Origin of the sequence: Nonomuraea sp. NPDC049419 (genome assembly GCF_040676995.1) — a bacterium.
Lineage (GTDB): Bacteria > Actinomycetota > Actinomycetes > Streptosporangiales > Streptosporangiaceae > Nonomuraea > Nonomuraea salmonea.
In genome coordinates this window covers 1-24420 of sequence record NZ_JBFAQB010000019.1, presented here as the reverse complement: position 1 = coordinate 24420, position 24420 = coordinate 1, and the positions used below count along the sequence as shown (strand labels likewise).

Below are 24420 nucleotides of genomic sequence, written 5' to 3'. Positions count from 1 at the left end.
CTTCTTTCGCTAGGGATCAGCCGCGTGCTTCGCGCGGCACGTAGGAGAAGGTGGGACCGGCGCCGCCGGGCAGCGCCATCAGGGCCTGCGCCTGAGCCCTGAGCGTGAACATGGTGCGGGTGGCGTCCGTCAGCCGCCTCGGGTCGCCGTTGAATGCCTGCTCCAGCAGGTTCAGCAGGATGCTGTAGGTGGTGTCGAACAGATCCTGCGCCGCCCGTTCGGCGCTGCCCGGCTCAGCGGGCCGCGGGTTGGGTGTCATCGGGAGCACGCCGTCCGGGTCGACGCCGACCTTCTCGCCGCTCGGTCCTGTCTTCGGGGTGTCGCCCGGCTGGTAACGGCGGCCGAGCTTGAGCTCCTGGAAGCGGTAGTAGTGGGCGACCTCTTTCCGCTCGGGGTGGAGGACGTCCTGGTCACCGTCCCACACCTCGCCGCGGGCGTTGCCTTCCCCCTGCTCGACGATCTCCCTCAGCGCGCCGAGCGCGGATTCCAGATCCTCGACGGCGAACAGCGATCCGGCGGTGTGACGGAAGCGGGCGCCGCTCACCTGCCGCGCCGGGTCGCCGCAGAAGACCTCCTTCTCGCCGAGCGTGTCGCACAGGTAGCGCAACCCCTGCTCGATCGCCGCGTAGAACTGCCCGATCGTCTCGTAGCCCTCGTCCTCCGGCGGTGCGCTCGGTGCCGCCGGCTGTTCCAGGCGCAGGAACATCTCCAGCGCCTCCGCGCCGAACGGCACCAGCGACAGCTCCAGGTCGCTGTGCGGCAGCTTGCGGGGGTGAGGCGGCAGCATCTCGGGCATGTCCAGGCGCGGCGTGCCGCCGACGGCGTTGAGCAGGTTCGCCGCCAGCGCCAGGTGCAGCATCTCCTCCACGAAGACGCCGCTCACCACCTCGACGGCCGCCGGGTTGCGCTCCGGGTCGAGGGAGTACAGCGCGGTCAGGTACGGCGGCAGCGTCGCGTGCTCCAGCTCGATCGCCCACTGCAGGTGCTCGCGGAGGCTGCCGAGCGTGTCGATCCGTGGCTCAGGCAACGTCGCCACCCGGCCTCGAGCCGTCCTCCAGCACCTCGACCGCGTCGCGCAGCACCCGCAGGGCGATCTCCTCGCGCTCGACGTCCGTCGGGTCGTACAGCCACTCGGTGACCGGCCGCTCCATCTCCTCCTCCGGGTGGCTGGCCTCGGCGATGACCAGCTCCTCCTCGATCTCAACGTGGAGTTCGTACAGGAACTCGTTCTCACCGTTCGGGGTGCACATGTCTCCTCCATGGGTTGTACGGCGGGCCTGCTGACCGCCTGGATCAGGCGGACGGCGATCTGGCCGGTGGCGAACAGGCGGCACAGCGGTCGCCCAGGCGGGCAGCGAGCGCTCGGCGACCATCGCCAACGCGGTCACAACGACTCGCCCGTTCAGTGATGTGGCCCGATCGCCAGCTAAGACAGGACAGCCCCGGCACTTGTGACAGGATCCGGCTACTCGACGAGCTTTCCCGCGGTCGAGACCTCGCGCATGAGCGCCGCGATCTCGGCGGGAATCGGCGGGATGCTCTCCCGCGCCACCGATCCGGGGCCCGACCACACGAGGTTGACCTGCAGTGCGGGGTCGAGATCCGGGTAGTCGGAGCGGTTGTGGCAGCCGCGGGTCTCGCGGCGCTCGATCGCGGTTTCGATGGTCGCGCGCGCGGCGAGTGCCGCGGACTTCAGGTCGAAGGCGTGGGCCAGGTCCTGGAAGCCGGCGATGTCCGGGTGAACCCCTATCCCGCTGATGCGCGCCTCTACCGCGGCCAGTTCGGCGAGGCCTTTTCGCAGGCCGCCCTCGTCGCGTACCACTCCGGCGCGCTCGGTCATGATGTCCCGGAGCGCTCGCTGCAGCGACCGCACGTTCTCCGGGCCGTCGGCGGACAGGAGCTCGTCCACTTCCTCCCGCGCCGCGGCGAGCGCCTCGGCGGAGCGGCGCTGGGCGTCGAGACTTGCGGAATACTCCGCCGCCGCCTGGCCGACGATGCGGCCGAAGACGAGGAGCTCGATGAGGGAGTTGCCGCCCAGGCGGTTGGCGCCATGCAGGCCGCTGGCCGCCTCCCCGATCGCGTACAGGCCGTCGACGCCCGTGCCGTGGTCCTCGGGGCGTACCCAGACGCCGCCCATCGAGTAGTGCGCGGTCGGCGCGATCTCGATCGGCTTCTTGGTGATGTCGAGCATCTGCAGTTCCAGGAGCGTCTGGTAGACGCGAGGCAGCCGCGTCATGATCGTCTCGCGCGGCAGATGCGACACGTCCAGCCACACGCCGCCGTCCGGGGTGCCGCGACCTTCCTTGATCTCCGTGTAGGCGGCCAGCGCCACCCGGTCGCGCGTGGACAACTCCATCCGCTTCGGGTCGTACCGGGACATGAACCGCTCGCCAAGCCGGTTGCGCAAAATCCCGCCCTCGCCCCGTGCCGCCTCGGAGACGAGCGTGCCCGCCGCGTTCTCCGGCGCGATGAGACCAGATGGGTGGAACTGCACCAGCTCGGGGTCGCGGACGCGACAGCCGGCCAGGACGGCCAGGCGGAAGGAGTCGCCGGTGTTCTCGTCCCTGCGAGAGGAGGTGCGGCGCCAGATCCGGGTGTGGCCGCCCGTAGCCAGGATCACCGCGTCGGCATGGATGACGTAGCGGCTGCCGTCGGTCAGGTCGAACCCGTACGCGCCGAAGACCGCGTTGTCACGCACGAGAATCCGCGTGATGTAAACCGTGTCGAGTACGCGGACGTCGAGCTGGGTCGTCCGGTTGATCAGCGTGCGCTGGATCTCGAGTCCGGTGTAGTCCCCCGCGTACGAGGTGCGCCGGAAGGTGTGGGCGCCGAAGAAGCGCTGGGAGATCCGCCCGTCCTGCTCGCGCGCGAACGGCATGCCGTACCGCACGAGGTCCTCGATGCCACGAGCGGCTCCCTCGGTGACGATGCGCACCGTCTCGGGGTTGGCCAGCAGGTAGCTCTCCTTGAGAGTGTCGGCCGCGTGCTGCTGCCAGGTATCCTCGGGGTCCATCGTGGCGAGGGCCGCGTTGATGCCGCCCGCCGCGAGCGAGGTGTGGGCGTCCGCCTTGGGCCGTTTACCGACCGCGAGGACGTCCACCCCGCGCTCGGCGAGCTCGATGGCCGCCCGCAGCCCGGCTCCTCCGGTCCCGATGACCAGGACGGACGTGGCGATGGTGTGTTCTGATGCGTGCATGATGCTCCTTCAGTTACGTGCCGCCCACATGGCGACGGCGACCAGCGCGACGCAGGCGGCCGCGATCAGCGCGACCACGGCGGCCACCCCGATCCACGGCGCCGCGAGCGGCGACGCCGCGACGGCGCCGACGCACCCTGCCACGGCAGGGCGTGGGATGACGGAGTCGGCGTCGACCAGCGCGTGCACCGCCCCGAGCAGGATGAGATACACCCCGGCCGGGATGGCGACCGCGTAGCCGATCGCCACCGGCGACGCCGCCACCTGGTGCCCGCTCTGCTCCACAGCCACCTCGAGCCCGGCGCCAAGAGCCGCCAGCGCGGCGAAGACGCCGAAGTGGCCGTACCCCCACCAGTACGAGCGATGACGCCGCTCGCTGAGCCCTTCCCCTGCCCCGACCAGGAAGTACAACCACCACAGGGCGAACAGCAGGACGAGACCGGATCCGGCGATGACGACGAGGGGACCCGCGGCGAGCGCACCTTCAACCCCTCTGCTCGCGGCCAGGACACTCTCGCCCAGCAGGATGATCGTGAACAGGCCGTAGCGCTCGGCGATGTGGTGCGGGTGCCAGGTGGTCGCCCTGACCTGCTCAGCCCACCACGGCACCGCCAGCTCCAGGACGACCAGGCAGGCGAAGAACGGCAGCTGGAGTGACGCCGGCAGGAGGCCCGCCTCCACGAGAGCGAGCCGGAGCAGCCAGCCCGACTCGACCAGCCCTATGCCCGCGGCGTAGCGGAGCCCCGTACGGCGGCTCGCCGGGTCCTCGAACGCGGCCCTCAGCCATTGCGCGACAAGCCCGATCCTCATGATGAGGTACCCCAGCGTGATGATCCCGAGGTCGGCGTGGCCGACCGCGGCGGGCACACCGGCGGCGAGCACCAGCACGCCCGCCATCTGCACCATGGTCAGCAGCCGGTAGAGGACGTCGTCGGTGTCGTAGGACGAGGCGAACCAGGTGAAGTTCATCCACGCCCACCAGATCGCGAAGAACACCTGGAGGAACGGGACCAGCCCGCTCAGGCCATGACCTTCGGCGATGGCGTGCGCGAACTGCGCCGTGACGGCCGCGACCGCGATCACGAAGGTGAGATCGAAGAGGAGCTCGAGCTGGCTCGCCGCGCGATGCGGCTCGTCGATGGGCCGCGAGCTCATCCTGACCCGTATCCGGATGGTGGTCCTGGTTGAGGGCACGCTCACGCTCCTGTCGCTCATGCGGCGTCCGGTACGCCAAGAAAGACCGGACGGCGTCGCGATCTGTGACAGATCGCCGCGGTGGTTGCCACAAGGCGGTGGTTGCCACAAGGCGGAAGGCCGCTCCTTGGCCGGCCTCGGGCCGGATCACGCACGAGCTCCGCATCCGCCTGACGGATCAGACAGGAGCCGGCTGCGGGGATCCGCGAACGGGCCGCGGGCCGACGCCGACCGGACCTGGCGGGCGACGTCGGCGGCGAGCAGTTCTTCCAGTCCGGCGAGGTCGCCGGACTGCGCGGCGGCGACGAAGGTCCGTACGAGGCGCCGGTGCGCGGTGGTGCTCACCTGGTGGCGCCGCTCGGTGGCAAGGTGGTTGCGGGCGCGTCGAAGGAGTAGCCGCGCATGGTCTTCGCCCAGGTGGAGGACCTGGGAGGTCCGGCGCTAGGGGTGGTCGAAGGCTGTGCGCAGGAGATGGACCGCTCGTTCGGCGGGGGTCAGTCCTCCGCCGGCCCCTGGCTTCCCGAGACGACGGACCTCTCTGCCGGCCCCGAGACGGCAGCCGAACAACGCGAGGCGGTCGACACCGCGATCCGGCTGCTGCCGGAGGGCTCGGTAGTCAGCATGCCGGTCGGCACCGGTGGGATCGATGACGAACGGGAGAGGTTGCGACTTGTGTCTTCTCCTTCAGGTCGCAGCAGCGAAGCGGAGGGAAAGGGCCGCACGGGCCACGCGGGAGGCTCTACACACGGTTGACCGGGTAGCCCGGGCCATGTGTGACGGGAAGCCGGGTGTGGTCAGCCTCGCCGGCGCCGAGGACAAGCCGTATCCGCCGGACAGCCCCACGCAGCCGCGGACGTGGTAGGCCCCCCGTACTCGGCCTGATGAGCGTCCCAGGTCGGATACGCGGCGGCGGCCGGCGCGGCCACCCAGGGGAGCAGGGGTGATCGGGGCACGAATGATCTCCGTTTGCGCCACACCCTAGCGGTGCTCTCCCCGGCGCGGGTGCATGATCACAACGAGCAGTCCCGCTCCCGGTGCTCGTCGAGTGCGCGGAGCACGTCGGCGCAGGCCTGCGCGAAGCCGGCCAGCCGCTCGGGCCCCAGCACGTCGATGAACAGGGCGTGAACCATCTCGGTGTGCTCGGGGACAGCCTTGTTGATCGCCGCGTAGCCCTTGTCGGTGAGCCGCACGTCGGGGTAGCGGCGGTCGTTGGAGTCCACTCGCTCGACCAGCCCGCGTTGCGCCATCCGGGTGAGCTGGTGGGACAGGCGGCTCTTCTCCCACTGGGTCGCGGCGGCCACCTCCGCGACGGGCATCTCCCGCCGCTCCGACTCCGTGAGCCGGACCAGGACCTCGAAGTCGGCGGCGGACAGGTCGCACTCGCGCTGCAGGTGCTGCTGCAGGTGCGAGCCGAGGTGCTTGCTCATTTCGATGTACGTGCGCCACATCCGGTCGGCCTCGCCGAGTTCCTGTTCCCATCCCACGATGCCCACTCTACCCGTTGCTTGACGTATCAACCTGGCGCTGTAGGGTGGCCGGGTTGACACATCAACCTGGACACGTGAGGGGTTTGTCTCTGTGAGCGAGCAGCAGATCATCGCCGTGGTGGGCGCGACCGGAGCGCAAGGGGGCGGGCTGGTCCGCGCGATCCTCGACGACCGCAGTGGGCGGTTCGCCGCGCGAGCCCTGACCCGGGACCCGGGTTCGGCGCGGGCCAGGGAGCTGGCCGCGCTCGGGGCCGAGGTCGTCGGGGCCGATCTCGACGACGCGGGCAGCCTGCGCAAGGCGTTCGACGGCGCCCACGGCGCCTTCGTGGTGACCAACTTCTGGGAGCCTCGCACGCCCGAGGAGGAGCGGGCGCGGCCCGCGACCACCAAGGAGCAGGAGCAGGCCGGCAACGCGGCGCGGGCGGGGCAGGAGGCCGGCGTACGGCACTTCGTCTGGTCCACGCTGTCCGACACCCGCGGTTACTTCCGGCCGGGTGACGGGACGCCGAGCTTCGAGGGCTCGTACAAGGTGCCGCACGCCGACGGCAAGGCCGAGGCTGACCGGTTCTTCCTGGAGTCGGGCGTGCCCACCACCTTCCTGCAGGCGAACGTCTACTACGAGGCGTTCCGGGACATGTTCGCGCCACGGCGTGACGAGACGGGAGCGCTGGTGCTGCCGCTCGGGTTCGGCGAGGCGCGGGTGGCCGCGCAGGCCGCGGATGACGTCGGCAGGACCGCGCTGGGGATCTTCCGCCACGGGATCGCGATGGCCGGCAGGCGGGTGAGCGTCGCCGGGTCCGTGCTCACCGGCGCGCAGTACGCCGCCGCGCTGAGCGTGGCGCTCGGCGAGCCCGTCACCTACCAGGCGGTCAGCCCCGACATGATCCGGGCCGCGGGGTTCCCGGGCGCGGGCGAGGTCGGCAACATGCTCCAGTACCTGATCGCGGCCGCTCCCGACATCGCCGAGCTCATCGACTTCGAGCTGCTGCGCGAGCTCAACCCGAGGCTGCAGTCGTTCGACACGTGGCTGGCCGCCCACCGCGACACCATCCCGCGCTGACGGGCACCCGTCCCCTCACCGCGCGTGGTCGCCGCCGCGCGCCTCGCCCTGCTTCCCGGCGCGGCGAACGCCGCCCCGAGCAGCGGCGTCAGCGCCACGGTCCAGGCCGGGCGGACCATCGTCGAGCCCAGCGGCTCCGACCGCGTCCACATCGGCCAGAACCGGGACGACAAGCCCGTCGTCATGGAAGTGCCGTACGTGATCCCGCACGGCGCGCCGCTCTCGGTGGACGCGCCGAACCCGGGGTGCGACTTCCAGGAGGAAACCACCCCGCACCAGCCCTGACGGAGTGACGCCGGCCACTCCGCCCGGGCCGGATCGTCACTCTGAGTGTTGACGCGACCACCAGAGGCAGGCGGAAGTCTGGAACGATCATTCACCGTCTCGGGGGAGAACACGTCGGCGGTTCTCGAGGGCGGGGCCGCAAACACAGGTTGTCTTCGACACGTGTTCGGTGCCGGCGTACGCGCGGGTTGTCACAGATGCGGGAAGCGCCCGGTCATTAGGGAGTAACTGGTCCGTACCCAGGGAGATCCGTCATGGAAGCGCGTATCGACTACTTCGGCAACGCCCTCGCCGCGGGTGAGGAACGGCAGCGTCTGAACCTGGTGGCCGTGTGGCGCCAGGCCACGATCCTCACTGACGCGGAGCGTGGGGCGCTGGTGCCGACCGAGCAGGGCACGCGCATCGATACCCACGCCGATCGCCGCCCTCGTCCGAGCGTCACCGCTTCCCCGGCAGACCGTGGCTGTCCCCTTGGCAGCAGAAACCAGAGGCTCGCATGTCCGAACACCACACACTCGCTCCGCTCCGCCGGGTCAGCACCGACGTACTCGACGTTGCCTACTACGGGACGGGCTCCGCGGAGAACGACACCGTGCTGCTCCCGCACGGTTCTCCCTACGGCATCCAGAGCTACGTGGCCGTGGCGCCGCTGCTCGCGGACAGCGGGTTCCAGGTCGTCGTCCCCCATCTGCGGGGCCACGGGCCCACGAGGTTTCTTCCCGGTTCGACTCCGCGATCGGGTCAGCGGGCCGCGCTGGGCGCGGACGTCGTCGCCTTCATGGACGCCCTGGGCGTGGAGCGCGCCTATCTCGCTGGACACGACCGGGGCGGGCGCGCCGCGAAGATCGCCGCGGCACTGTGGCCAGAGCGCGTTCTCGGCCTGGTCTCGGTCATGATCCATCCGTACCGTCACCGGCTCGGTCTCGCGCCGGGCGCCGAGGCGTACACGGGACTCGAGGCGCGTCTCGCCAAGCAGCCCGCGATCACCGTTCCCTTCGCGGCGGCCGTTCGTGACGTACGCGAGCCGCGGCGGGAGAACGCCGGCCGCGAGCGCTTCACCGGACGACGCAAGGAGGCGCCATGACTCACTCCCCCGCCGCAGACGGCGCCGTCTCCCTCCGCGTCACCAGTGCCCGTGGCCGGTGGACCCTGCTGGCCACCGTGCTGGGGTCCAGTGTCGTCCTGCTCGGCTCGACCGTCACCAACGTCGCGCTGCCGCATATCGGCGACGACTTCGGAGCCGACCTCGCGGTCCTCCAGTGGACGGTGAACGCCTACATGCTGACCCTGGCGGGCCTCATCCTGCTGGGCGGGTCCCTGGGCGACCGTTTCGGGCGGCGGCGCATCTTCGTCGTGGGCATCGTGTGGTTCGCGGCGGCCTCCCTGCTGTGCGGCCTGGCTCCGGACACCACCACGCTGATCGCTGCCCGGGCCCTGCAAGGCGCCGGCGGTGCACTGCTCACCCCCGGCTCACTGGCGATCATCGAGGCATCCTTCCACACGGACGACCGGCCGCGCGCGATCGGCCTGTGGTCGGGCTTCGGTGGTATCGGCGCGGCCCTCGGGCCGTTCCTGGGCGGGTGGTTGGTGGACGGCCCCGGCTGGCGTTGGACCTTCCTGCTGAGCATCGTCCCGGCGCTGCTGTGTGTGCCCGTCGCGCTGCGCCATGTCCCCGAGTCCGTGGGCACGCCCCCGAAGGACGCCGCCGTCGCGGCCGGCGCGGGGGTCCGGCGGCGGCTCGGTTTCGACGTACCCGGCGCCGTCCTGGGCGCCCTGGCGCTCGCTCTGGCCACCTACGCGCTGACCGAGGCGCGCCACGGCGGTCCGGTGCCCGTCGTCGCGGCCGTCGGCGCCGTGGCGGCGGCTGCCGCCTTCCTCACCGTGGAACGGCGCAGTGCCGACCCGATGATTCCGCCCGCCATCTTCTCCTCCCGGCAGTTCACCGCCGTCAACCTGATCACCTTGTGCGTGTACGCGGGCACGGGCGGGTTCTTTTTCCTGACCTCTCTGCACCTGCAGATCGTCGTCGGCTACTCGGCGCTGGCGGCCGGTGCGGCGATGCTGCCCAGCACCTTGCTGATGCTGCTGTTCTCCACCGGCTCCGGGGTGCTCGCCCAGCGTCTGGGGCCGCGGATCCCGCTCACCATCGGCCCGCTCGTGTGCGGGGCGGGCATGCTGATGATGCTGCGGGTGGGGCCGGGCGCGTCCTACCTGACCGACGTCCTCCCCGCCCTGCTGGTGATGGGAGCCGGCATGGTGGTCATGGTCGCTCCGCTGACCGTGACCCTGCTCTCCTCGGTGAGCGCCTCGAACGCCGGGCTGGCCAGCGGCATCAACAACGCCGCGGCCCGGGCGGCCGGGCTGGTGGCTGTGGCGGCACTGCCGCTACTGGTCGGGATGGGACCGGACGCCTACCGTTCGGACGCAGCCTTCGCTACGTCGTTCAGCCGGGCCATGCCGCTGTGCGCGGGCCTGATGGCCATCGGTGCGTCGATCGCCTTCGGCCTGCTGCAGCAGACCGCCGCGGCCTCGCACCGGCCACACGGGCGGACCCACGGCTGGCTGATGGAACCGCCGCTGGTGTCCCGCTTCGCCCATCGACAGACCATCGACTGAGACCCGGCCGGGGGTTTCCGGCCGTCACACCGGTGGATGCCCGCCGGTCATGCCGTACAGGAAAGGATCAAGACATGTCGTACCCGGAGCAGAGGTACTGGGGTGAGAACGGTGAGGTCAGCGCTGTCTTCCGTCCGGCCACCACACCGCCGGACATCGGTGAGAGCGGTATCGGGAAGGACGCCCTCCACTATCTGGCGACCACCGGCACCACCCGAGGTGAGTTCGGGCTGTACCGGGTGGAGATGCGGCCCAGGGCGGGCGGCCCTGAGACGCACTTCCACAAGCGGATCTCGGAATCGTTCTACATCCTGGACGGCACGGTGCGCGTGTTCGACGGTGTGCGGTGGGTCGACGCCCGCAAGGGAGACTTCCTACACGTGCCGCAGGGCGGGTTGCACGCCTTCCGGAACGACTCTGACGCTCCGGCCGACATGCTGCTGCTGTTCACCCCGGGAGCCCCACGCGAGGAGTACTTCGAGCAGGTGTCGCACCTGGCACACGCTTCGGAGGAGGAGCGTGCCACGTTCTTCGACAAGCACGACTCGTACTTCGTGGAGTAGGAGCGGCGGCAGACAAGAAAGCCACCGACAGGCGGGCCCCGCCCGTGACACCGGTCGTCGCCGGGACGTCACGGGGCGGGACCTCGCCGTCCGGCAGTCTGTGGGCCGCAGTGCGCGCAGGTGGGCGCGGGCAGGCCGGGCGAGACCCACGCCAACAGGCCCGCTTCGTTGGCCAGGACCCGAACGTCCTCCGGAACCATGCCGTTGAACGACTCCAGCCAGCCCCAGCCATCGACCAGGCCGGTCTTCAGCGGCCGGCGTGAGGCATGAAACCTCCATGACGGCCGTCAGGCGATCGCGCACCACGCCGCATGGCCCAACAGTGAGCCCAGGAACGATCTCGCCCTCAATCCCATGGTCGGCACCCGCCCCTGAAGAGCGGGCGCACTCTGGAGTCCAATATGTCTTGTAATAGGAGATATGTAGCTGCCGCTCGAGTGAGTGTTTTCCAACCTGAAGGCGCAGGTCACGGGCATGCTCTGCGACAGAGTTTGATCGACAAGTAGAAGAGCCCCTGGTAGAAGGGTTGTCGACCAAGATCAACCTTTACACCAGAGGCTCCGAGATGCTGTTCTATCGCGCCGCGCTGCCGTTGTCACCTCAGACCCTGTCCTATCTGTCCGGCATCCTGCGCCGGCACCGCAAGACGATCAACTCACCGTGGCGCCGCCTCAACCCCGGCCAGCAGGCCCTGCTCGTCCTCGTCCACCTGCGCAAAGGCGAGACCCTGGCAGAGGTCGGGCCTTTCCCCTTGAACGTGGACACCTTGGAGACTGGATCTTGAGGTCCAGGGGAAGAGATGTCCCTGATGGTGATGAAGAACTACCCGCCCGAGTTCAAGGCCGACGCGGTGGCGCTGGTGCTGTCGAGGCCGGATCGGACGATCACGTCGATCGCGCGGGATCTGGGGGTCAGCCGCGAGACGCTGCGGGTGTGGGTACGCGCCGCGCAGGCTCGGGGTGAAGGCGGGCAGCGACCGGCCGGCGGGGCCGGGACCGGCAAGAACATCTCGGCCGGGCCCGTACCCTCGGACGACGTGCTGCAAGAGGAGAACAAGCAGCTCAGGGCGCGGATCCGTGAGCTGGAGCAAGAGCGCGACATCCTGCGCAAGGCGGCCAAGCTTTTCGCGACCGAGACAAACTGGTGAACCGCTTCCAGTTTGTTGAAGATCACAAGGCGCTCTACGGAGTGAAGCGGTTGTGCCGGGTGCTGCAGGTGTCACGCTCGGGTTTCTACCGATGGTTGAAGGGCGCCGCGGCGCGGCTGGCCCGCCGCCAGGCCGATGAGCAACTGGCCGAGCAGGCGCGGCGGATCCATGTCGAGCATGACGGCACCTACGGCTCGCCCCGGGTGACGGCCGCGTTGCGCGCGGCCGGGATGAAGGTCAACCACAAGCGGGTGGAGCGGGTGATGCGCGAGCACGGCATCGTGGGGCTGCGGCTGCGTAAGAAGGTCCGCACCACGATCCCGGAGCCGGACGCGGCGCCGGTGCCGGATCTGCTCCAGCGTGACTTCACCGCCGAGCGGCCGAACACCCGCTACGTCGGCGACATCACTTATCTGCCCGTGGGTGGTGGCCGGTTTCTCTACCTGGCCACCGTGGTGGACTTGTGGTCGCGTCGGCTGGTGGGCTGGTCGATCGCCGATCACATGCGCACCGAGCTCGTCGTCGATGCGCTGCAGGCCGCGGCCCGGACCCGGGGCGGCCGTCTGGACGGGGCGGTGTTTCACAGCGACAACGGGGCGCAGTACTGCTCGCGGGAGTTCGCGCGGACCTGTCACCGGCTCGGTGTCACCCGCTCGCGCGGTGCGGTCGGCATCAGCGCCGACAACGCGGCGGCCGAGTCCTTCAACGCGAGCCTGAAACGCGAGACGCTGCAGGGCGCACATCGCTGGCCCGACGCCCGCACCGCCCGCCTGGCCGTCTTTCGCTGGATCACCCGCTACAACACGATCCGGCGGCATTCCCGCCTCGGCCAGCTCAGCCCGATCGACTACGAGAAGACGGCGGATAACCTGGAGTCTGCCGCCTGAAATCGGTGTTCACGTTCATGGGGGAAGCCCCGTCGCCGCTGGCTTCGGCATCGGCATCGCGACCGCCTGGCGCTACATCCGCGAAGCCATCACCCTGCTCGCCCGCCGCTCACCCCGCCTGGAGCAGGCATTAGGCGCCGCCAAGCGGGCCGGCCACCCCTACCTGGTGCTGGACGGCACCCTCATCCCCATCGACCGCGTGGCCGCCGACCGGCCCTACTACTCCGGCAAGCACCGCAGACACGGCATGAACATCCAGGTCCTGGCCGCTCCCGACGGCACACCCCTGTGGACGTCGGGCTCCCTGCCCGGCTCGGTCCACGACCTCAAGGCCGCCCGGATCTGGGGAATCGTGCGCCGCCTCAAGGCCGCCGACCTGGTCACCCTCGCCGACAAGGGCTACGTCGGTGCCGGCGAGCACGTACGCGTCCCCTACAAGGGCCGCAACAAGCCCGCCTCACAGAAAGTTGCCAACGCCGCCCACGCCAAGCTCCGCGGACCGGGAGAACGGGCCATCGCACAGCTGAAGACCTGGCGTATCCTGCGCAAACTCCGCTGTTGCCCACTCCTCGCAGGTCAGCTCGTCAAAGCGATCCTCGTCCTTCAGCGCCGCGAGGCGGGATGAAAAGCACTCAGTGTGTCTGCTCGTCGATGATGACCGCCCGACGCCCATCACTCAGCCACTGCTCGGCCTGGTCGGGACGATATTCGTGACAGGAGGCGTGCAAGGCGCCCCCGCTCACCTAAAGCGGGTGCCGCAGGTTCGAATCCTGCCGGGGGCACTTCGGCTACATAGGCATTTTCGACCCCTGACCTGCGGTTTCTCAGCCGCAGGTCTTTTGCTTTTTTGGACCTTGGTAGGCAGCCGACGGTGCCCGCATGCAGCCGTACGACCATGATCAGGGGATATATGGGGGATGATCTTGGGGAAGTATTCCCAGGTCAAACCCTGGTTCTAGGCTATCCAGGCCTCCGGCGACCCACTACAACCGCCCAGGACGCACCGAACAATGCCTACGATCCTGCCAAATGCGTGCGTAAGCGCCAGCTGGGGCACAACCACCTGCCCAGCGCGCTGGCCGTGCCCGCGACAACGGCGCTCGTCAACAACCAGCTGACGCGATCAGCCCGCACAAGAGCCACTGTGTCACGACTTCCAGATCGAGCGCGGGCTGCTGGGCTCAGACAGGTGTGGACGGCTGCGGTATGGCGAAACGTTCACCGTGAAGAGATTCGACGGCAGCCACAAGGGGTGGGTGTACCGCTTCGCGTACAGCCGCGTCAAGGGACACGGCTGGGTCGAGAAGGCTGGTTCTGCAACGCCTAACCCCCTCCGGCATCCCACGCAAGTTCTGCTGCATCAGGCGTCGAAGACGTGGCAGACGATCTCGAGTGACTGAAGTACTGGGGCGGGTCCAGCCAGACATCAGATTCGCACCGGCACGGCTGGCCCGGCCGGGCGAGAGTGTACTCGACCTGTGGGGCGCTTCCGCTGACATGGCTCTCAGCGAACGTGTCGGCCATCGCCTCTTGCCGTACCCGCCAGTCGGAAAAGTCGACGCATTACGTGTTTTTCTGCAGCAATAACCCAAACAAGACATCCACGGCCGAGCGCACCCCTTCTCAGACCTAACGAAGCAATTCGCTATCGAAAATACTCTCGAAAATAGCCAACCAAGTGTTCCTTGCCCTGAACGGAGTCTCGTCGCTGGACTGAGGCAGGTTCGCCGCGACTGCGGGGCCTCTAACTGTCAATCCGCCACACCCGCGTACAGCGATCAATCCGGCATGCAGCCAGCCGAAAATTGTCAGTGGGTCGCGGCAAACTCAGCAATGCAAGCATGGCGAGCAATGCGATTGGGACATCATGGGAACAAGCGAACGAATCCAAGCGGCGCTGATCTCAAATCCCACGTTAACGCTGCTCAAAGCATATTCGAGAGATTGGGTGCTACCCCTATTCGCCACGCATCTCGAACAAGCTGACGGATCGGTTTCGGCCGAGTGGTTCCATGAACGAGTCGCCGAGGCCCGCGAACAGATCCCCGAGTGGCGCAGCAACGTAACACCTGCTGAGCACTGCCGCGACTGGGTCGAGAAGCGCTGGCTGGAGACAGAAACACTCAGTGGGCGCCTCAGGTACCGACTGTCGCCCCACTCACTGCGGGCGCTGCGCTTTATCCGCGAGCTCGTCGAGGGTGAAACGACGGTGAGCAGCGCCCGCCTCGGCTCTATCGCGCACGCGGTACGACTCCTGGCTGACATGACAAATCCCGACCGAGACGCCCAGGTACGGCGTATCAACCAGCAGATCGCCGAGCTAAGCAAGAAGCGCGACGACATCGCCTCCGGACGAGTCCGACTGGCCACCCTTGAGGAGATGACGCAGCAGCTACGAGAGATTCTCGGTATGACGCGGTCCCTGCCTGCAGACTTCCAGCAACTGCGGACCATGGTCGAGGATCGCCACCAGGAGATCGCGCGCCGCGCAATGATTGATGGACCGCCCAAAGCAGACCTCGTGGAGGAATACCTCCGTGAAAACGATCTGCTGTCGAAGACGAGCCAGGGCGCGGCTTACCTCGGGTTCTCGCGACTGCTGTCGTCCAGACAGACCGAACAACTCCGCGCGGACATCGAGCAGATCCTCGCGCAGGATTTCGCACGCGAGCACATGACAGCCACGCAGCGTCAGGAACTCGACAGCATGCTCTCAACCCTCCTCGCTGCGGAACTCGACGTGCAGAACAGCTATCTGCGCTGGTCCGCGTCGCTGCGTCGCTTCATGACACGAGCTGCTCACGGCCGCCACCAGCGGCTACTCAACCTTGCCGACCGCACTCTGCACACTGCCGCCACCTGGGTGCAGGCCGAGCCGGGACAGCGGCATGTGCCCCAGAATGTGCTCGGCGTCGGCCCCCTGGCCGTCATTGACGTCTCCCAGACCCAGCTTTGGCGCGACCGCGGCCCGCAGGAGGTGGTCGTGGAAGTCACCGAGCAGCACACAACTCTGCCCGTCGAAGACCGAGCCGCCCTCCGGCTTGCCGCCGGCACCAGCCCACGTGCGATCGGGCGGACCATCAACAAGCTACTCGCCCACCAATCGGTGGTGACCGGTGCCGAGGTGATCGAAGCAACCCCGGCCGAGTTCCAACGCCTGGGTGCCCTGGTGAGCCTGCTCGACCTCGCGGTCATGCACGGGCAGGTGAACCTCCACGTCGACGAGACCGTGCGACTGTCCGGAGACCGGACCAGAGACCGGACCGCCACTCTGATGGTCACGCTTCCCCATCTCGTCTTCGATGCCCCAGTTCCCACCAAGGAGATGCCGTGAGCGTGCACAACGACGACGACCTGAACGAGTCCCACCTCGACAATGACGAATCGGAAGCCCCCGGCGGGTCTCAGCTGCCGGCTGCCGCACGCCGGGCGCTGGCAACGCTGCTGACCAAGAGGTTCATCACCCGATCTCGTAACCGTTCCGTATGGGATGACCTGCTGGCGTACGAGAACGAGATCCGTGAGCGCCTCGCGGACATGTTCCTGCTTCTCGTCATCGACAGGGATTATGAGGTGGCGTTCAAACGACAGGACCCGGCCGAGGATGCACCGAGGGTGCTGCGTCGTGACAAGCCGCTGTCCCGGGATGCATCCCTGCTGCTGATACACCTTCGCAAGGAGCATGCGTACGCGGACGCGACGGACGACCCAGTAATGATCACCCGGGCCCAGGTGGCGGAGTTCCTCCGCCCGTTCCGGGAGGACGGCGACGGCGACGAGGCCAAATTCGAGCAACGCGTGGACAGCGCCATCCGTGCCGTGATCGAGCTGCAGTTGCTTACACAGGACTCCGACGCCGACTACTTGTTCACCGTTTCGCCCGCCGTCGTGCCCCTGCTCGGTGCCGACGAGATGCTGCGCTTCGAGCGCTACTTCATCCGCGCCGCCGAGTCAGCCAACGCGGCTGAAGATCCGGCGGAAGACGAAGCTGAGAAGGACCTCGCGTGACTATTATCCGGGCAACCGCACCGGCCGAACAGGATTTCCTCCCTTGGGCCATCGCCCACGAGAGCGAATCGGCCCAGTTCCGCATCAGTCAGGTGCAGGTACTCAATTGGGGCGCATACTCCGGGTTGCAGACCATGACCGTGGCTCGTTCGGGCACTGCGATCCTCGGACCGTCCGGGCGCGGCAAGTCCACCCTGCTAGACGCGATGGCCTCGGTGATCCTGCCGAACCCGCAGGAGTTCAATCAGGCCGCCCGCGACGACCGCGGCAAGAAGCGCGAGCGAACCGTCTATTCGTACGCGCGCGGTCATACCGACCAGAGGCAGGACGAGAAACGGCGTTCCGCGACGACGAACTACCTGCGGCCACCGGGCGGGCCAGGATTTCCCAGCGGTGTCGCGATCACTTGGGAGACTGGTGATGGGCGCCGCGCCACCTCGTTCCGCCTCGCGTGGGTCGGCCCCGACGCCGACGGGCCTGAGGCGATCAATGCCACCACAGTGTACGGATTCATCAACGATCACTTCGACCTTGCACGACTCGACGGGATCACCGCCGTCCGTCAGGGCGCCTCCCCGCTGTCGAAGACATCCCTGGAGCGTCTCGTCGACCCGTCCCGGGGCGACGTAGTGGACTCTTCGCAGGCGCGGGTGCACGCGAAGATGCGCACGATCATGGGCATGGGCTCCAGCGACGAGTCACAACGCTTGGCCCTGCAGTTGCTGCGGCGCGCCCAGGCCTCCAAAGGCATCTTCTCCATCAACGCCCTGTTCAAGGACTTCGTACTGACCCAGCCGCTCGCGCTGAGCCGATGGGACGTCGCGCTAGAGGCATACCGCGAGGCCTCACGGCTGTACGACGAGTTCGAGACGGCGCGCCGCCGCACCGAGACGCTCGCGCCACTTCCCGTGACCGCCGAGAAGTACCATGCTGCGGGCGCCGACCATGCGGCCAAGACCAGGCTGCTGACAAGTGACAGTGACGGCCCGCCTCGGATACAGGTGTGGCATGCGGAGAAGGCCGCCGAGTGGGCAGAGACCGCCGTTGACGACAACCGCCTCGCCAAAGCGGAAGTGGACGAGAAACATGCGGCCGCCGCGAAGGACGCCGAAGCCGCCGCGGAGCGCGAGCAGGAAACCCTCGCACAGGTCACCGCTGCGGGAGGCGACCGTTCCGAGAGCATCGGGCTGAAGCTCGATCACGCGAAGAAAGAGCTGGAACGCGTCACTGACAAACGGCGGAGGTTCGAGAACCGTCTCTCTGAGTTCGGCCTGTCCCTGCCCACGTCAGCGGGCGACGTGACGCTCACGCACGCAAGTCTCGACGACCTCGTCACCCGGGAAACGAGGGCGCTGAAGGAAGCCGCCGAGGCAGTCCTCGAGACCGCCGGCCGGCTCTCGCGTCTCCATGAGGACGCTGCGGCGAAGAGCGACGAGATCGCCAGGCTACGGAGGCGACGTAGCCTCGTGCCGGAGAACGCTGACGCACGCCGCCAGCGGATCGCCTCCAATTTGGATCTCAAGATCGACAAGCTCGTGTACGCGGGCGAACTGCTCCAACTCAAGCCCGAGCATCGTCGATGGGAGAAGGCGGTCGTCGGACTGTTGCTGCCGTTGTCGAGCACACTGCTGGTTGACAGCCTCGACTTCTCGCGTGTGCGCCAGTACGTGCATGATCACGACATGGAAGGCCTGGTCACCATCACTCCAGCGGTTTCTGGCATGTCACGTCCCGCCCCGGTGAACGATGGGATCCCGGCACTGCTCGACATCGCCGACCACCCGTTTCAGGGATGGCTCGCAGGCGAGTTGAACGAGACAGCGAACTATCTGTGCGTCGAGACAGAGGCAGAACTCGACAACCGTCCTCCCGCATGGGCGCGAGGCGCGATCACCCCAGCTGGCATGCGAACCGGCTCTCGGAGCCGCTTCACGAAGGACGACCGTCGCTTCCAATATCCCTGGATAGGGTGGGACACTCGTCGGCTGCTAAAGGAACTGGACGACGAACTCGAGTCCATTAAGGGCGAGCTCCACGTCATCAATGCGTCAGCGGATGCGGTCAGCCGAAAACGCGACTACACCCGCGATAGGCTGAAGGAACTGCAGGCGCTTCGCGCGGATCTCACGTGGGATCGCATCGACACCTCAGCCATAGACGAGCGGATAGGCAAGCTCCAAACCCAGCTCGCCCAAGCGAACTCTCCTCAGGTCACACATTTGATAGGCCTGCTCCAGACGCAACGCAAGGAATCGGTGGCAGCAAGCACCAAGGTGACGCGACTCCAGGAAGATCAGGAGAAACTCGACAAGCAGTGGGGCGACCTCGTCTCGATCATGGATGCCGCCAAGGACATAGTCGACGCGGCACCGACGCTGGATGGCGACGAGCGTGCGGCGCTGGCTGCCCTCCCGTTCAAGGCACCGACCGGTATCGACGGCGTAGCGGAAAGCTTTGCCGTCGCGGTGGCCGACCTCAACAGTCAGATCAAGCGGCATAAGGAGGACCGAGAGAAGCTCGAGGTTGCCGTGAAAGCCCATATCGCCGCGTACCGGAATCTGGACGAACGAACCGCGCGTGAGACAGATGGAACGATCGAGTCCCTGCCAGCGTTGCTGGCGATCTATCGGCAACTGGTGACCGACGACCTGCCGCGCGCGAAGAACGCTTGGCTGGCGAAGGTAGACAAGGACATGAACCGGCAACTGCGCGCGGTGCTCGTGCAGATCGATGATGACGCACGGAGCATCAAGCGAGGGCTGGACCCGATCAACGAAGTGCTGCGCGCTGTCAGGTTCCGGGCGGATGCCACATTGAGCATCGAACCAGTCGAGCGGCCGAGTAGCGATCTCAGGGACTTCCGGCAGGTCATCACTCGGTACACCGACAACACAGTCGGCATGGACTTGGAACGGGACGCCGAGCAGGTGGAGAGATCGTTCACCCGCCTGCGCAAGCAGCTGGCCAAGCTCGACGATCAGTCACGAGCCGGGGACACATGGCGGCGGCGCGTATTCGACGCTCGCGAGCACGTCGAGTTCCGAGCCATCGAGACCCGTCCCGACGGGGTCAAGGTCGTCCATGACGGTGTTTCCGGAATGAGCGGCGGTGAAGGCCAGGAACTCATCGCGTTCATCCTCGGCGCCGCCCTGCGGTTCCGACTCGGCGACGGACGCGAAGGCCCACCCAGCTATGCGTCGATCATCCTCGACGAAGGATTCGTCAAAGCCGACAGCGACTACACCGGCCGGTCCCTGTCCGCCCTGCAAGCGCTCGGCTTCCAGTTGATCGTGGGCGCTCCCCGCGAGAAAGCGACCGCCTTCGAGGATTACGTGGAGTCCGTCGCCTACATCAATATCGATGTCGACAACCCCAACCGCGTCCGCATCTACCCGATGACCATGACCGAGGCCCTGCGACTGGAGGAAGAAGATCACTGATGCACAATCCCGACTATGTCAGGAACCAAGGGCGCATCCGGTACCGCAAGAACTGGCGCGAGTGGTTGCTGAACGAAGCCGACGCCCAGTTCTCCTTCCCCCTCTCCGCACCGTCAGCGGAGACGATCGTCTGCGAGTTCGACGCTGTCGGCCGGTGGATGCGGAGCTGGCGAGACTGGTCGAGAAATCACCCCACCGCCCAGCTACGCAAGGTCACGCGTCGCACCACCGTAGGCGCCCAGGAGGTATTCACCCATCTATGCCTTCCCACCATCGATGATCTCGTCATCCTAGATCCAGGTCTCACTGATCATTGGCAGCGAGCAAACGCAAGGTGGGCCGAGCTTCGCGCCCTGCCAGCCGGTGTGGCCCAGAAGCGGCTGCGCTCCCATATCCAGCAGATAATTGACCTGGACAATGCCGACTTCGAGATTCTGATCAAAGCCGTCAAATGGTTCACCGAGAATCCACAGTCCGGACTGACAATCCGGCAGGTGCCCGTCCTCGGCATGGGAACCAAGTGGCTTGCCCGGAACCGCCGGCTCGTCCTGGCCTGCCTCAACATCATCGAACAAACATCCGCCAACGAGCCAGGCGAGGATCTTGAACAGGGCGACCTGGACCCGCTCGGGCTGAAGGCGCTGCCCGTTCATATCGATGTAATCCTGGCCGACCCTGCCGACCGCGCACTGGTGGGTGGCTTGAGACATCTTAGAGCTCCCCTGCCGGAGATCGACGCCCTGCCACTCCGCCCCGACACAGTCCTAATTGTGGAAAACAAGGAATCCGCGTACCTGATCCCCGACCGGCCCCGAACGGCCGTCGTTCACTCACTGGGGAATCACCTCAATGTCCTAAACGAGATTGCGTGGCTCGCCAGAGCGCGCCATCTGTACTGGGGAGACCTCGACCGAGCCGGATTCACCCTGCTATCACGTGCACGCACCCGGCTGCCCCGTCTCGCCTCCGTCCTCATGGACCCTGTCACGCTCGAAGAGCACAGGGCTCTTGCCGTAGCGGACGAGACACGAGCCGATCAGCCCGATGCGAACCTGACCGACGACGAAATCTCCGCGCTGACGGCACTGTCTGCGGAGCACGGCGCCTACCTGCGCCTAGAGCAGGAACGTCTCCCGTCGCCGTTCGTCCTCGACCAGCTGAGCCGCACCATGGACGAAAGCGCTCTTGATCAAGAGCGGTAGTGCCCAGCGCTCAGCGTTCCGAGGCTCTGATGTCCGCAAGGCTGCTGTGGCTGCATTGCTGCACGAACTCCATATATGCGAGTGCCCAGTGCGCCGGGAATAACACCGCCGAGCTGGCGTTGAGGCCGCTGCTGCTGTGGCTGGGACGGCCAGTACGACCCAATCCGGGCCCCAGCTCTCGATCCGTTGAGTCTTCCGGCTTCTTCGAAGCTACGGTGACGCTCTCCACGGCCAGGAAACTCTCAATCTGCACGTGATGCTGGGATACGAAGTCGGCCGCGTTCTGTCGGCGTCGCACTCTACGATGTGGCCGAGCCTGTTGCTTGGGAGGTTCTGCGATGCCTGCGTCTCCGCGTCCTCAACGTGACCGTTCGTCCTTGACAACCTGGATCCACCGCCTGTTCTTTCAGAATCGGTCTCATCGTCACGATATAGCCACTGGCCGTGAGCTGGGATTCTCTGGCATGGCGGCTGAAGTCGTGATCGACGACGAGTACCGTCTCGTGGCACTTCGGCGTGCCGAGACTCCCCATGAGCGCCTTGAAGCCGCTCGGATGTATCTGCTCAAAGTTCTGAAGAACGGATCGGAGGTGGCAGGAGCCCACGATGATGACGAGGTTCTTGACCTTGCTGATCAGCTCCGGCATGAGCTCGCTGAGCACATGATCATCGCCGCCGATGAGATGAAGAAGGCCCTGGAGTCGCGCGGTTACAAGAATCTTGCGTACACACGTGGGATCCATAGCGCGCCAGCTGATGTCGATTCGGTACAAGACAGCTGACTGGGCAGCAAGGATGCACTGCTGACATTCTTCTGCGCCAAGGCAATCCCGAACGACCGCGCGAGCGGATCAGATACCCGCACATGAAGAGCGGGAACGCCTTGTAAGATTCCAGCCGCGAGTATCGCTTTGACAGACCAGGCCAAACACCCGTCGAGCAATGGACAACGAGAGGTCGTTGTCGAGGCGCCAATACACGTCGGACAGCAGCCGCATATCGCCCACGAGTAGATAAGTTGGACTCGAAATGAGTCGAGCTCTCCTAAAGCGGGTCAAGGCCGTTGCGTTCTCGGTTGGTGAGACTGCTGCACCCCTGGAGCGAGTGGCCGAGTAAGGGCGCCCCGGTGCGGAGATGACAAACGCGACCCCTGATGATCGTCGGTGTCTAGCCAGTCGATCAAGAACAGGGGCCGCGTTCGCGTGCCATCATCCCCGATCGACGTGCTCTCTCGCCACTTGGAGCACGTCACCCTCACCGACCCGTCCATCGATCTGCCCACCCTGGCCGCGGTACTGGACACCGTGCCCGACCCCCGCAGCCGCAGGGGACGCCGCTACCGGCTTGGACCACTCCTCGCCTTAACCCTGCTCGCCGTTCTCGGCGGAGCGACATCGCTGGCGCAGCTCGCCAGGTTCATCGCCGGGTACGACCCCGGCCTGCGCGTCCAACTCGGCCTCCCGGCCACGACGCGACCGGCCGCCTCCACCCTCGGACGGCTGCTGGCCCGCCTGGACGGCGACGCCTTCGACACCGCGACCTGCGGCTACCTCGCCTCACTGGCCGCCTGCCAACCACCCGAACAGGCAACCCCCACCCGAACGCCCCTGCTCGGCCTGGCCGTGGACGGCAAAACCCTGCGCGGCAGCCGTTCCCGCGACGGCGTCGTCCACCTGCTGGCCGCCATCCGCCACGACACCCAAACCGTCCTGGCCCAACGCCAGATCGAGGCCAAGAGCAACGAAATCCCCGCCTTCACGCCCCTGCTGCGCAGCCTGAACCTGACCGGCGTGGCGATCACCGCCGACGCCCTGCACACCCAGCATGACCACGCCCACCAGATCACCGCCGCCGGCGGCCACTACCTCTTCATCGTCAAAGGCAACCAGCCCACGCTCCTGCGCAGGCTCAAGGCCCTGCCCTGGCGCGAGGCCATCCTCAACGACCGCACCGACGAGACCGCCCACGGCCGCCGCGAGATCCGCCGCATGAAGATCTGCACCGCCCGGCCCGGCCTGCCCTTTCCTCACGCCGCCCAGGCCATCCAGGTCAAACGCCGCCGCACCGACCACAAAACCGGCAAGACCACCATCGTCACGATCTACGCGATCACCAGCCTGCCACCGGGCCGGGTCACCCACGCCCAGCTCGCCGCGCTGATCCGCGGCCACTGGAGCATCGAGGCCCTGCACCACATCCGCGACGTCACCTACCGCGAAGACGCCTCCCGCGTCCGCACCGGCACCGCACCCCGGATCATGGCCAGCCTGCGCAACCTGGCCATCGGCCTGGCCCGCCTGCTCGGCTGGACCAACATCGCCTCCGCCGCCGACTACTACCGCAGCCACCCCGCCGATGGCATGCACCTACTCGGTCTCATGACCTGAGAACGCTTCGGCCCTGCAGGGGAGGAAGCTGCGAGGGCCGTACGACGAAGGCTCCGAAGGAACTCTTCGACTCGGGATATATGACCACCATGGCGTCCTTGTTGGAGACGGTGTATCCGTTGCGCTCAGTAACCTGGGTGCACGAGCCCGTCCGCATGTCTCCGAGATAGACAGGCTGACCCGGTTCGAGCGAATGCCAGGAGACGATATCGCCGGCGACGTTCACGTCATCGATGCCGCGGTCACGGCCCGAGTCGAAGACCGTCCGCGGCTCCGGCCAGCCGATTCGCCACGCGCGAATGGCCCGGAAGTTTCCCTCGATCCACACGAGCGTCGAGCCACTTGCCGCGATCTGGGTCAATGGTCCGACCTTCGAAAGCCCTGCGGGCGTTTCCACAAGGTTTCCTGAGGTCAGCGAAGCCGCCTGGAAGACGGCTTGAGAGCCCGGTCTGACGATCTGAGGCCAGATGACGAGATCGCCGACGATCCATGCGGTTCCGATCTGACCGCGGGCTATCACTCGGTCTCGGGAGGCCGCCAGATCGAAGAGGTGCACTTCGACGATGTTCTTTCCGACAGCCTTGCTCCAGACGGCCTTTCCTGCTGCTGCGTCCACGTAGATCAGGGGACCTCGGAAACCAGCGTCCTGATCGAGAACGCGGACCTCGTTCGTATGCTGATCCCAGACGTGAACAGACCAGTCGTCATAGGTCGTCAACGAATGTTGAAGGGCGAAGACCATTCTTTGTCCATCGAACGCCCCGTCCACCTGTTGGTCGGTCGCGGCATCAGGCATCGCGTATATCGACGACCATGTGCGGCTGACGAAGTCGTATCGGACGATTTCCTTCATGGTCGCGTCCGAGATGCGGTGTAAAAGTGAACGAGCGTAGGTTGCCGTGCTGAACCGACCAAAGTTCGCACAACGCTAGGACCTACGCTCGTGGC

Annotated in this window: 20 protein-coding genes and 2 pseudogenes; 15 read left to right on the top strand and 7 right to left on the bottom strand. The window is 66.9% G+C overall.

All coding sequences use genetic code 11. The annotated features are described in order from the left end of the window. Nucleotides 1-16: 16 nt before the first annotated feature. The 5 genes from AB0K12_RS37880 to AB0K12_RS37860 form a co-directional block, all read right to left on the bottom strand. Nucleotides 17-1027, bottom strand: a complete 1011-nt coding sequence (locus AB0K12_RS37880; protein ID WP_364572151.1) for a ferritin-like protein — start codon at nucleotides 1025-1027, stop codon at nucleotides 17-19. Continuing rightward, nucleotides 1020-1250 carry a hypothetical protein gene (locus AB0K12_RS37875; RefSeq protein ID WP_364572149.1) on the bottom strand — a complete coding sequence of 77 codons (231 nt, stop codon included), beginning with the start codon at nucleotides 1248-1250 and terminating at the stop codon, nucleotides 1020-1022. The genes AB0K12_RS37880 and AB0K12_RS37875 overlap by 8 nt, the downstream gene beginning before the upstream one ends. A 215-nt stretch (nucleotides 1251-1465) precedes the next feature. Next, complete coding sequence (locus tag AB0K12_RS37870) at nucleotides 1466-3196, bottom strand: FAD-dependent oxidoreductase (protein WP_364572147.1); 1731 nt, start codon at nucleotides 3194-3196, stop codon at nucleotides 1466-1468. Between the two features lie 9 nt (nucleotides 3197-3205). Further along, complete coding sequence (locus AB0K12_RS37865; protein ID WP_364572145.1) at nucleotides 3206-4411, bottom strand: low temperature requirement protein A; 1206 nt, start codon at nucleotides 4409-4411, stop codon at nucleotides 3206-3208. 126 nt (nucleotides 4412-4537) lie between these two features. Then, a complete protein-coding gene (locus tag AB0K12_RS37860; RefSeq protein ID WP_364572143.1) occupies nucleotides 4538-4735 on the bottom strand; it encodes a hypothetical protein in 198 nt (65 codons plus the stop codon). A 57-nt stretch (nucleotides 4736-4792) separates the two neighbouring features. Here AB0K12_RS37860 and AB0K12_RS37855 point away from each other — a divergent pair, with 57 nt between their 5' ends. Next, on the top strand, nucleotides 4793-5143 hold the full coding sequence (locus AB0K12_RS37855) for a hypothetical protein (protein ID WP_364572141.1): 351 nt from the start codon (nucleotides 4793-4795) through the stop codon (nucleotides 5141-5143). A 257-nt stretch (nucleotides 5144-5400) separates the two neighbouring features. On the opposite strand, the gene AB0K12_RS37850 is transcribed toward AB0K12_RS37855, so the two are convergent. Continuing rightward, complete coding sequence (locus tag AB0K12_RS37850; RefSeq protein WP_364572139.1) at nucleotides 5401-5874, bottom strand: MarR family transcriptional regulator; 474 nt, start codon at nucleotides 5872-5874, stop codon at nucleotides 5401-5403. 94 nt (nucleotides 5875-5968) lie between these two features. Here AB0K12_RS37850 and AB0K12_RS37845 point away from each other — a divergent pair, with 94 nt between their 5' ends. The 14 genes and pseudogenes from AB0K12_RS37845 (at nucleotide 5969) to AB0K12_RS37780 (ending at nucleotide 23472) form a co-directional block, all read left to right on the top strand. Further along, nucleotides 5969-6937, top strand: coding sequence for an NmrA/HSCARG family protein (locus AB0K12_RS37845; protein ID WP_364572137.1), 969 nt, complete (start codon nucleotides 5969-5971; stop codon nucleotides 6935-6937). 24 nt (nucleotides 6938-6961) lie between these two features. Further along, complete coding sequence (locus AB0K12_RS37840) at nucleotides 6962-7222, top strand: hypothetical protein (RefSeq protein WP_364572135.1); 261 nt, start codon at nucleotides 6962-6964, stop codon at nucleotides 7220-7222. Nucleotides 7223-7718: 496 nt separating this feature from the next. After that, complete coding sequence (locus tag AB0K12_RS37835) at nucleotides 7719-8306, top strand: alpha/beta fold hydrolase (RefSeq protein ID WP_364572133.1); 588 nt, start codon at nucleotides 7719-7721, stop codon at nucleotides 8304-8306. Further along, nucleotides 8303-9838, top strand: coding sequence for an MFS transporter (locus tag AB0K12_RS37830; RefSeq protein ID WP_364572131.1), 1536 nt, complete (start codon nucleotides 8303-8305; stop codon nucleotides 9836-9838). Before AB0K12_RS37835 ends, AB0K12_RS37830 begins: the two co-directional genes overlap by 4 nt. A gap of 74 nt (nucleotides 9839-9912) precedes the next feature. Next, nucleotides 9913-10401 carry a cupin domain-containing protein gene (locus AB0K12_RS37825; RefSeq protein ID WP_364572129.1) on the top strand — a complete coding sequence of 163 codons (489 nt, stop codon included), beginning with the start codon at nucleotides 9913-9915 and terminating at the stop codon, nucleotides 10399-10401. Nucleotides 10402-10966: 565 nt separating this feature from the next. Next, nucleotides 10967-11140: pseudogene (locus AB0K12_RS37820) on the top strand (IS5/IS1182 family transposase); the annotation flags it as partial. A 69-nt stretch (nucleotides 11141-11209) separates the two neighbouring features. Further along, a protein-coding gene (locus tag AB0K12_RS37815; protein WP_364572427.1) for an IS3 family transposase occupies nucleotides 11210-12435 on the top strand; the annotation gives its coding sequence in 2 pieces (ribosomal slippage) (nucleotides 11210-11522 and nucleotides 11522-12435; 1227 coding nt in all). Between the two features lie 25 nt (nucleotides 12436-12460). After that, nucleotides 12461-13060, top strand: a pseudogene (locus AB0K12_RS37810) (transposase family protein); the annotation flags it as partial. Nucleotides 13061-14302: 1242 nt separating this feature from the next. Beyond that, nucleotides 14303-15769, top strand: a complete 1467-nt coding sequence (locus AB0K12_RS37805) for a DUF3375 family protein (RefSeq protein ID WP_364572127.1) — start codon at nucleotides 14303-14305, stop codon at nucleotides 15767-15769. Next, nucleotides 15766-16443 carry a DUF4194 domain-containing protein gene (locus AB0K12_RS37800; RefSeq protein WP_364572125.1) on the top strand — a complete coding sequence of 226 codons (678 nt, stop codon included), beginning with the start codon at nucleotides 15766-15768 and terminating at the stop codon, nucleotides 16441-16443. The genes AB0K12_RS37805 and AB0K12_RS37800 overlap by 4 nt, the downstream gene beginning before the upstream one ends. Continuing rightward, nucleotides 16440-19883 carry an SbcC/MukB-like Walker B domain-containing protein gene (locus tag AB0K12_RS37795; RefSeq protein WP_364572123.1) on the top strand — a complete coding sequence of 1148 codons (3444 nt, stop codon included), beginning with the start codon at nucleotides 16440-16442 and terminating at the stop codon, nucleotides 19881-19883. The genes AB0K12_RS37800 and AB0K12_RS37795 overlap by 4 nt, the downstream gene beginning before the upstream one ends. Beyond that, complete coding sequence (locus AB0K12_RS37790; protein WP_364572121.1) at nucleotides 19883-21085, top strand: Wadjet anti-phage system protein JetD domain-containing protein; 1203 nt, start codon at nucleotides 19883-19885, stop codon at nucleotides 21083-21085. The genes AB0K12_RS37795 and AB0K12_RS37790 overlap by 1 nt, the downstream gene beginning before the upstream one ends. A gap of 377 nt (nucleotides 21086-21462) precedes the next feature. Further along, complete coding sequence (locus tag AB0K12_RS37785) at nucleotides 21463-21867, top strand: hypothetical protein (RefSeq protein WP_364572119.1); 405 nt, start codon at nucleotides 21463-21465, stop codon at nucleotides 21865-21867. A gap of 420 nt (nucleotides 21868-22287) precedes the next feature. Beyond that, complete coding sequence (locus AB0K12_RS37780; RefSeq protein WP_364572117.1) at nucleotides 22288-23472, top strand: ISAs1 family transposase; 1185 nt, start codon at nucleotides 22288-22290, stop codon at nucleotides 23470-23472. On the opposite strand, the gene AB0K12_RS37775 is transcribed toward AB0K12_RS37780, so the two are convergent. Next, nucleotides 23462-24325, bottom strand: a complete 864-nt coding sequence (locus AB0K12_RS37775) for a hypothetical protein (RefSeq protein WP_364572115.1) — start codon at nucleotides 24323-24325, stop codon at nucleotides 23462-23464. The two genes, AB0K12_RS37780 and AB0K12_RS37775, sit on opposite strands and share 11 nt — an antisense overlap. Between the last annotated feature and the right edge of the window lie 95 nt (nucleotides 24326-24420).

Bases quoted from the DNA above. Each gene is read 5' to 3' on its own strand.
- AB0K12_RS37875 (WP_364572149.1), bottom strand. From the start codon at position 1,250: ATGTGCACCCCGAACGGTGAGAACGAGTTCCTGTACGAACTCCACGTT.
- AB0K12_RS37870 (WP_364572147.1), bottom strand. From the start codon at position 3,196: ATGCACGCATCAGAACACACCATCGCCACGTCCGTCCTGGTCATCGGG.
- AB0K12_RS37865 (WP_364572145.1), bottom strand. From the start codon at position 4,411: ATGAGCGACAGGAGCGTGAGCGTGCCCTCAACCAGGACCACCATCCGG.
- AB0K12_RS37855 (WP_364572141.1), top strand. From the start codon at position 4,793: ATGGTCTTCGCCCAGGTGGAGGACCTGGGAGGTCCGGCGCTAGGGGTG.
- AB0K12_RS37835 (WP_364572133.1), top strand. From the start codon at position 7,719: ATGTCCGAACACCACACACTCGCTCCGCTCCGCCGGGTCAGCACCGAC.
- AB0K12_RS37830 (WP_364572131.1), top strand. From the start codon at position 8,303: ATGACTCACTCCCCCGCCGCAGACGGCGCCGTCTCCCTCCGCGTCACC.
- AB0K12_RS37825 (WP_364572129.1), top strand. From the start codon at position 9,913: ATGTCGTACCCGGAGCAGAGGTACTGGGGTGAGAACGGTGAGGTCAGC.
- AB0K12_RS37805 (WP_364572127.1), top strand. From the start codon at position 14,303: ATGGGAACAAGCGAACGAATCCAAGCGGCGCTGATCTCAAATCCCACG.
- AB0K12_RS37790 (WP_364572121.1), top strand. From the start codon at position 19,883: ATGCACAATCCCGACTATGTCAGGAACCAAGGGCGCATCCGGTACCGC.
- AB0K12_RS37775 (WP_364572115.1), bottom strand. From the start codon at position 24,325: ATGAAGGAAATCGTCCGATACGACTTCGTCAGCCGCACATGGTCGTCG.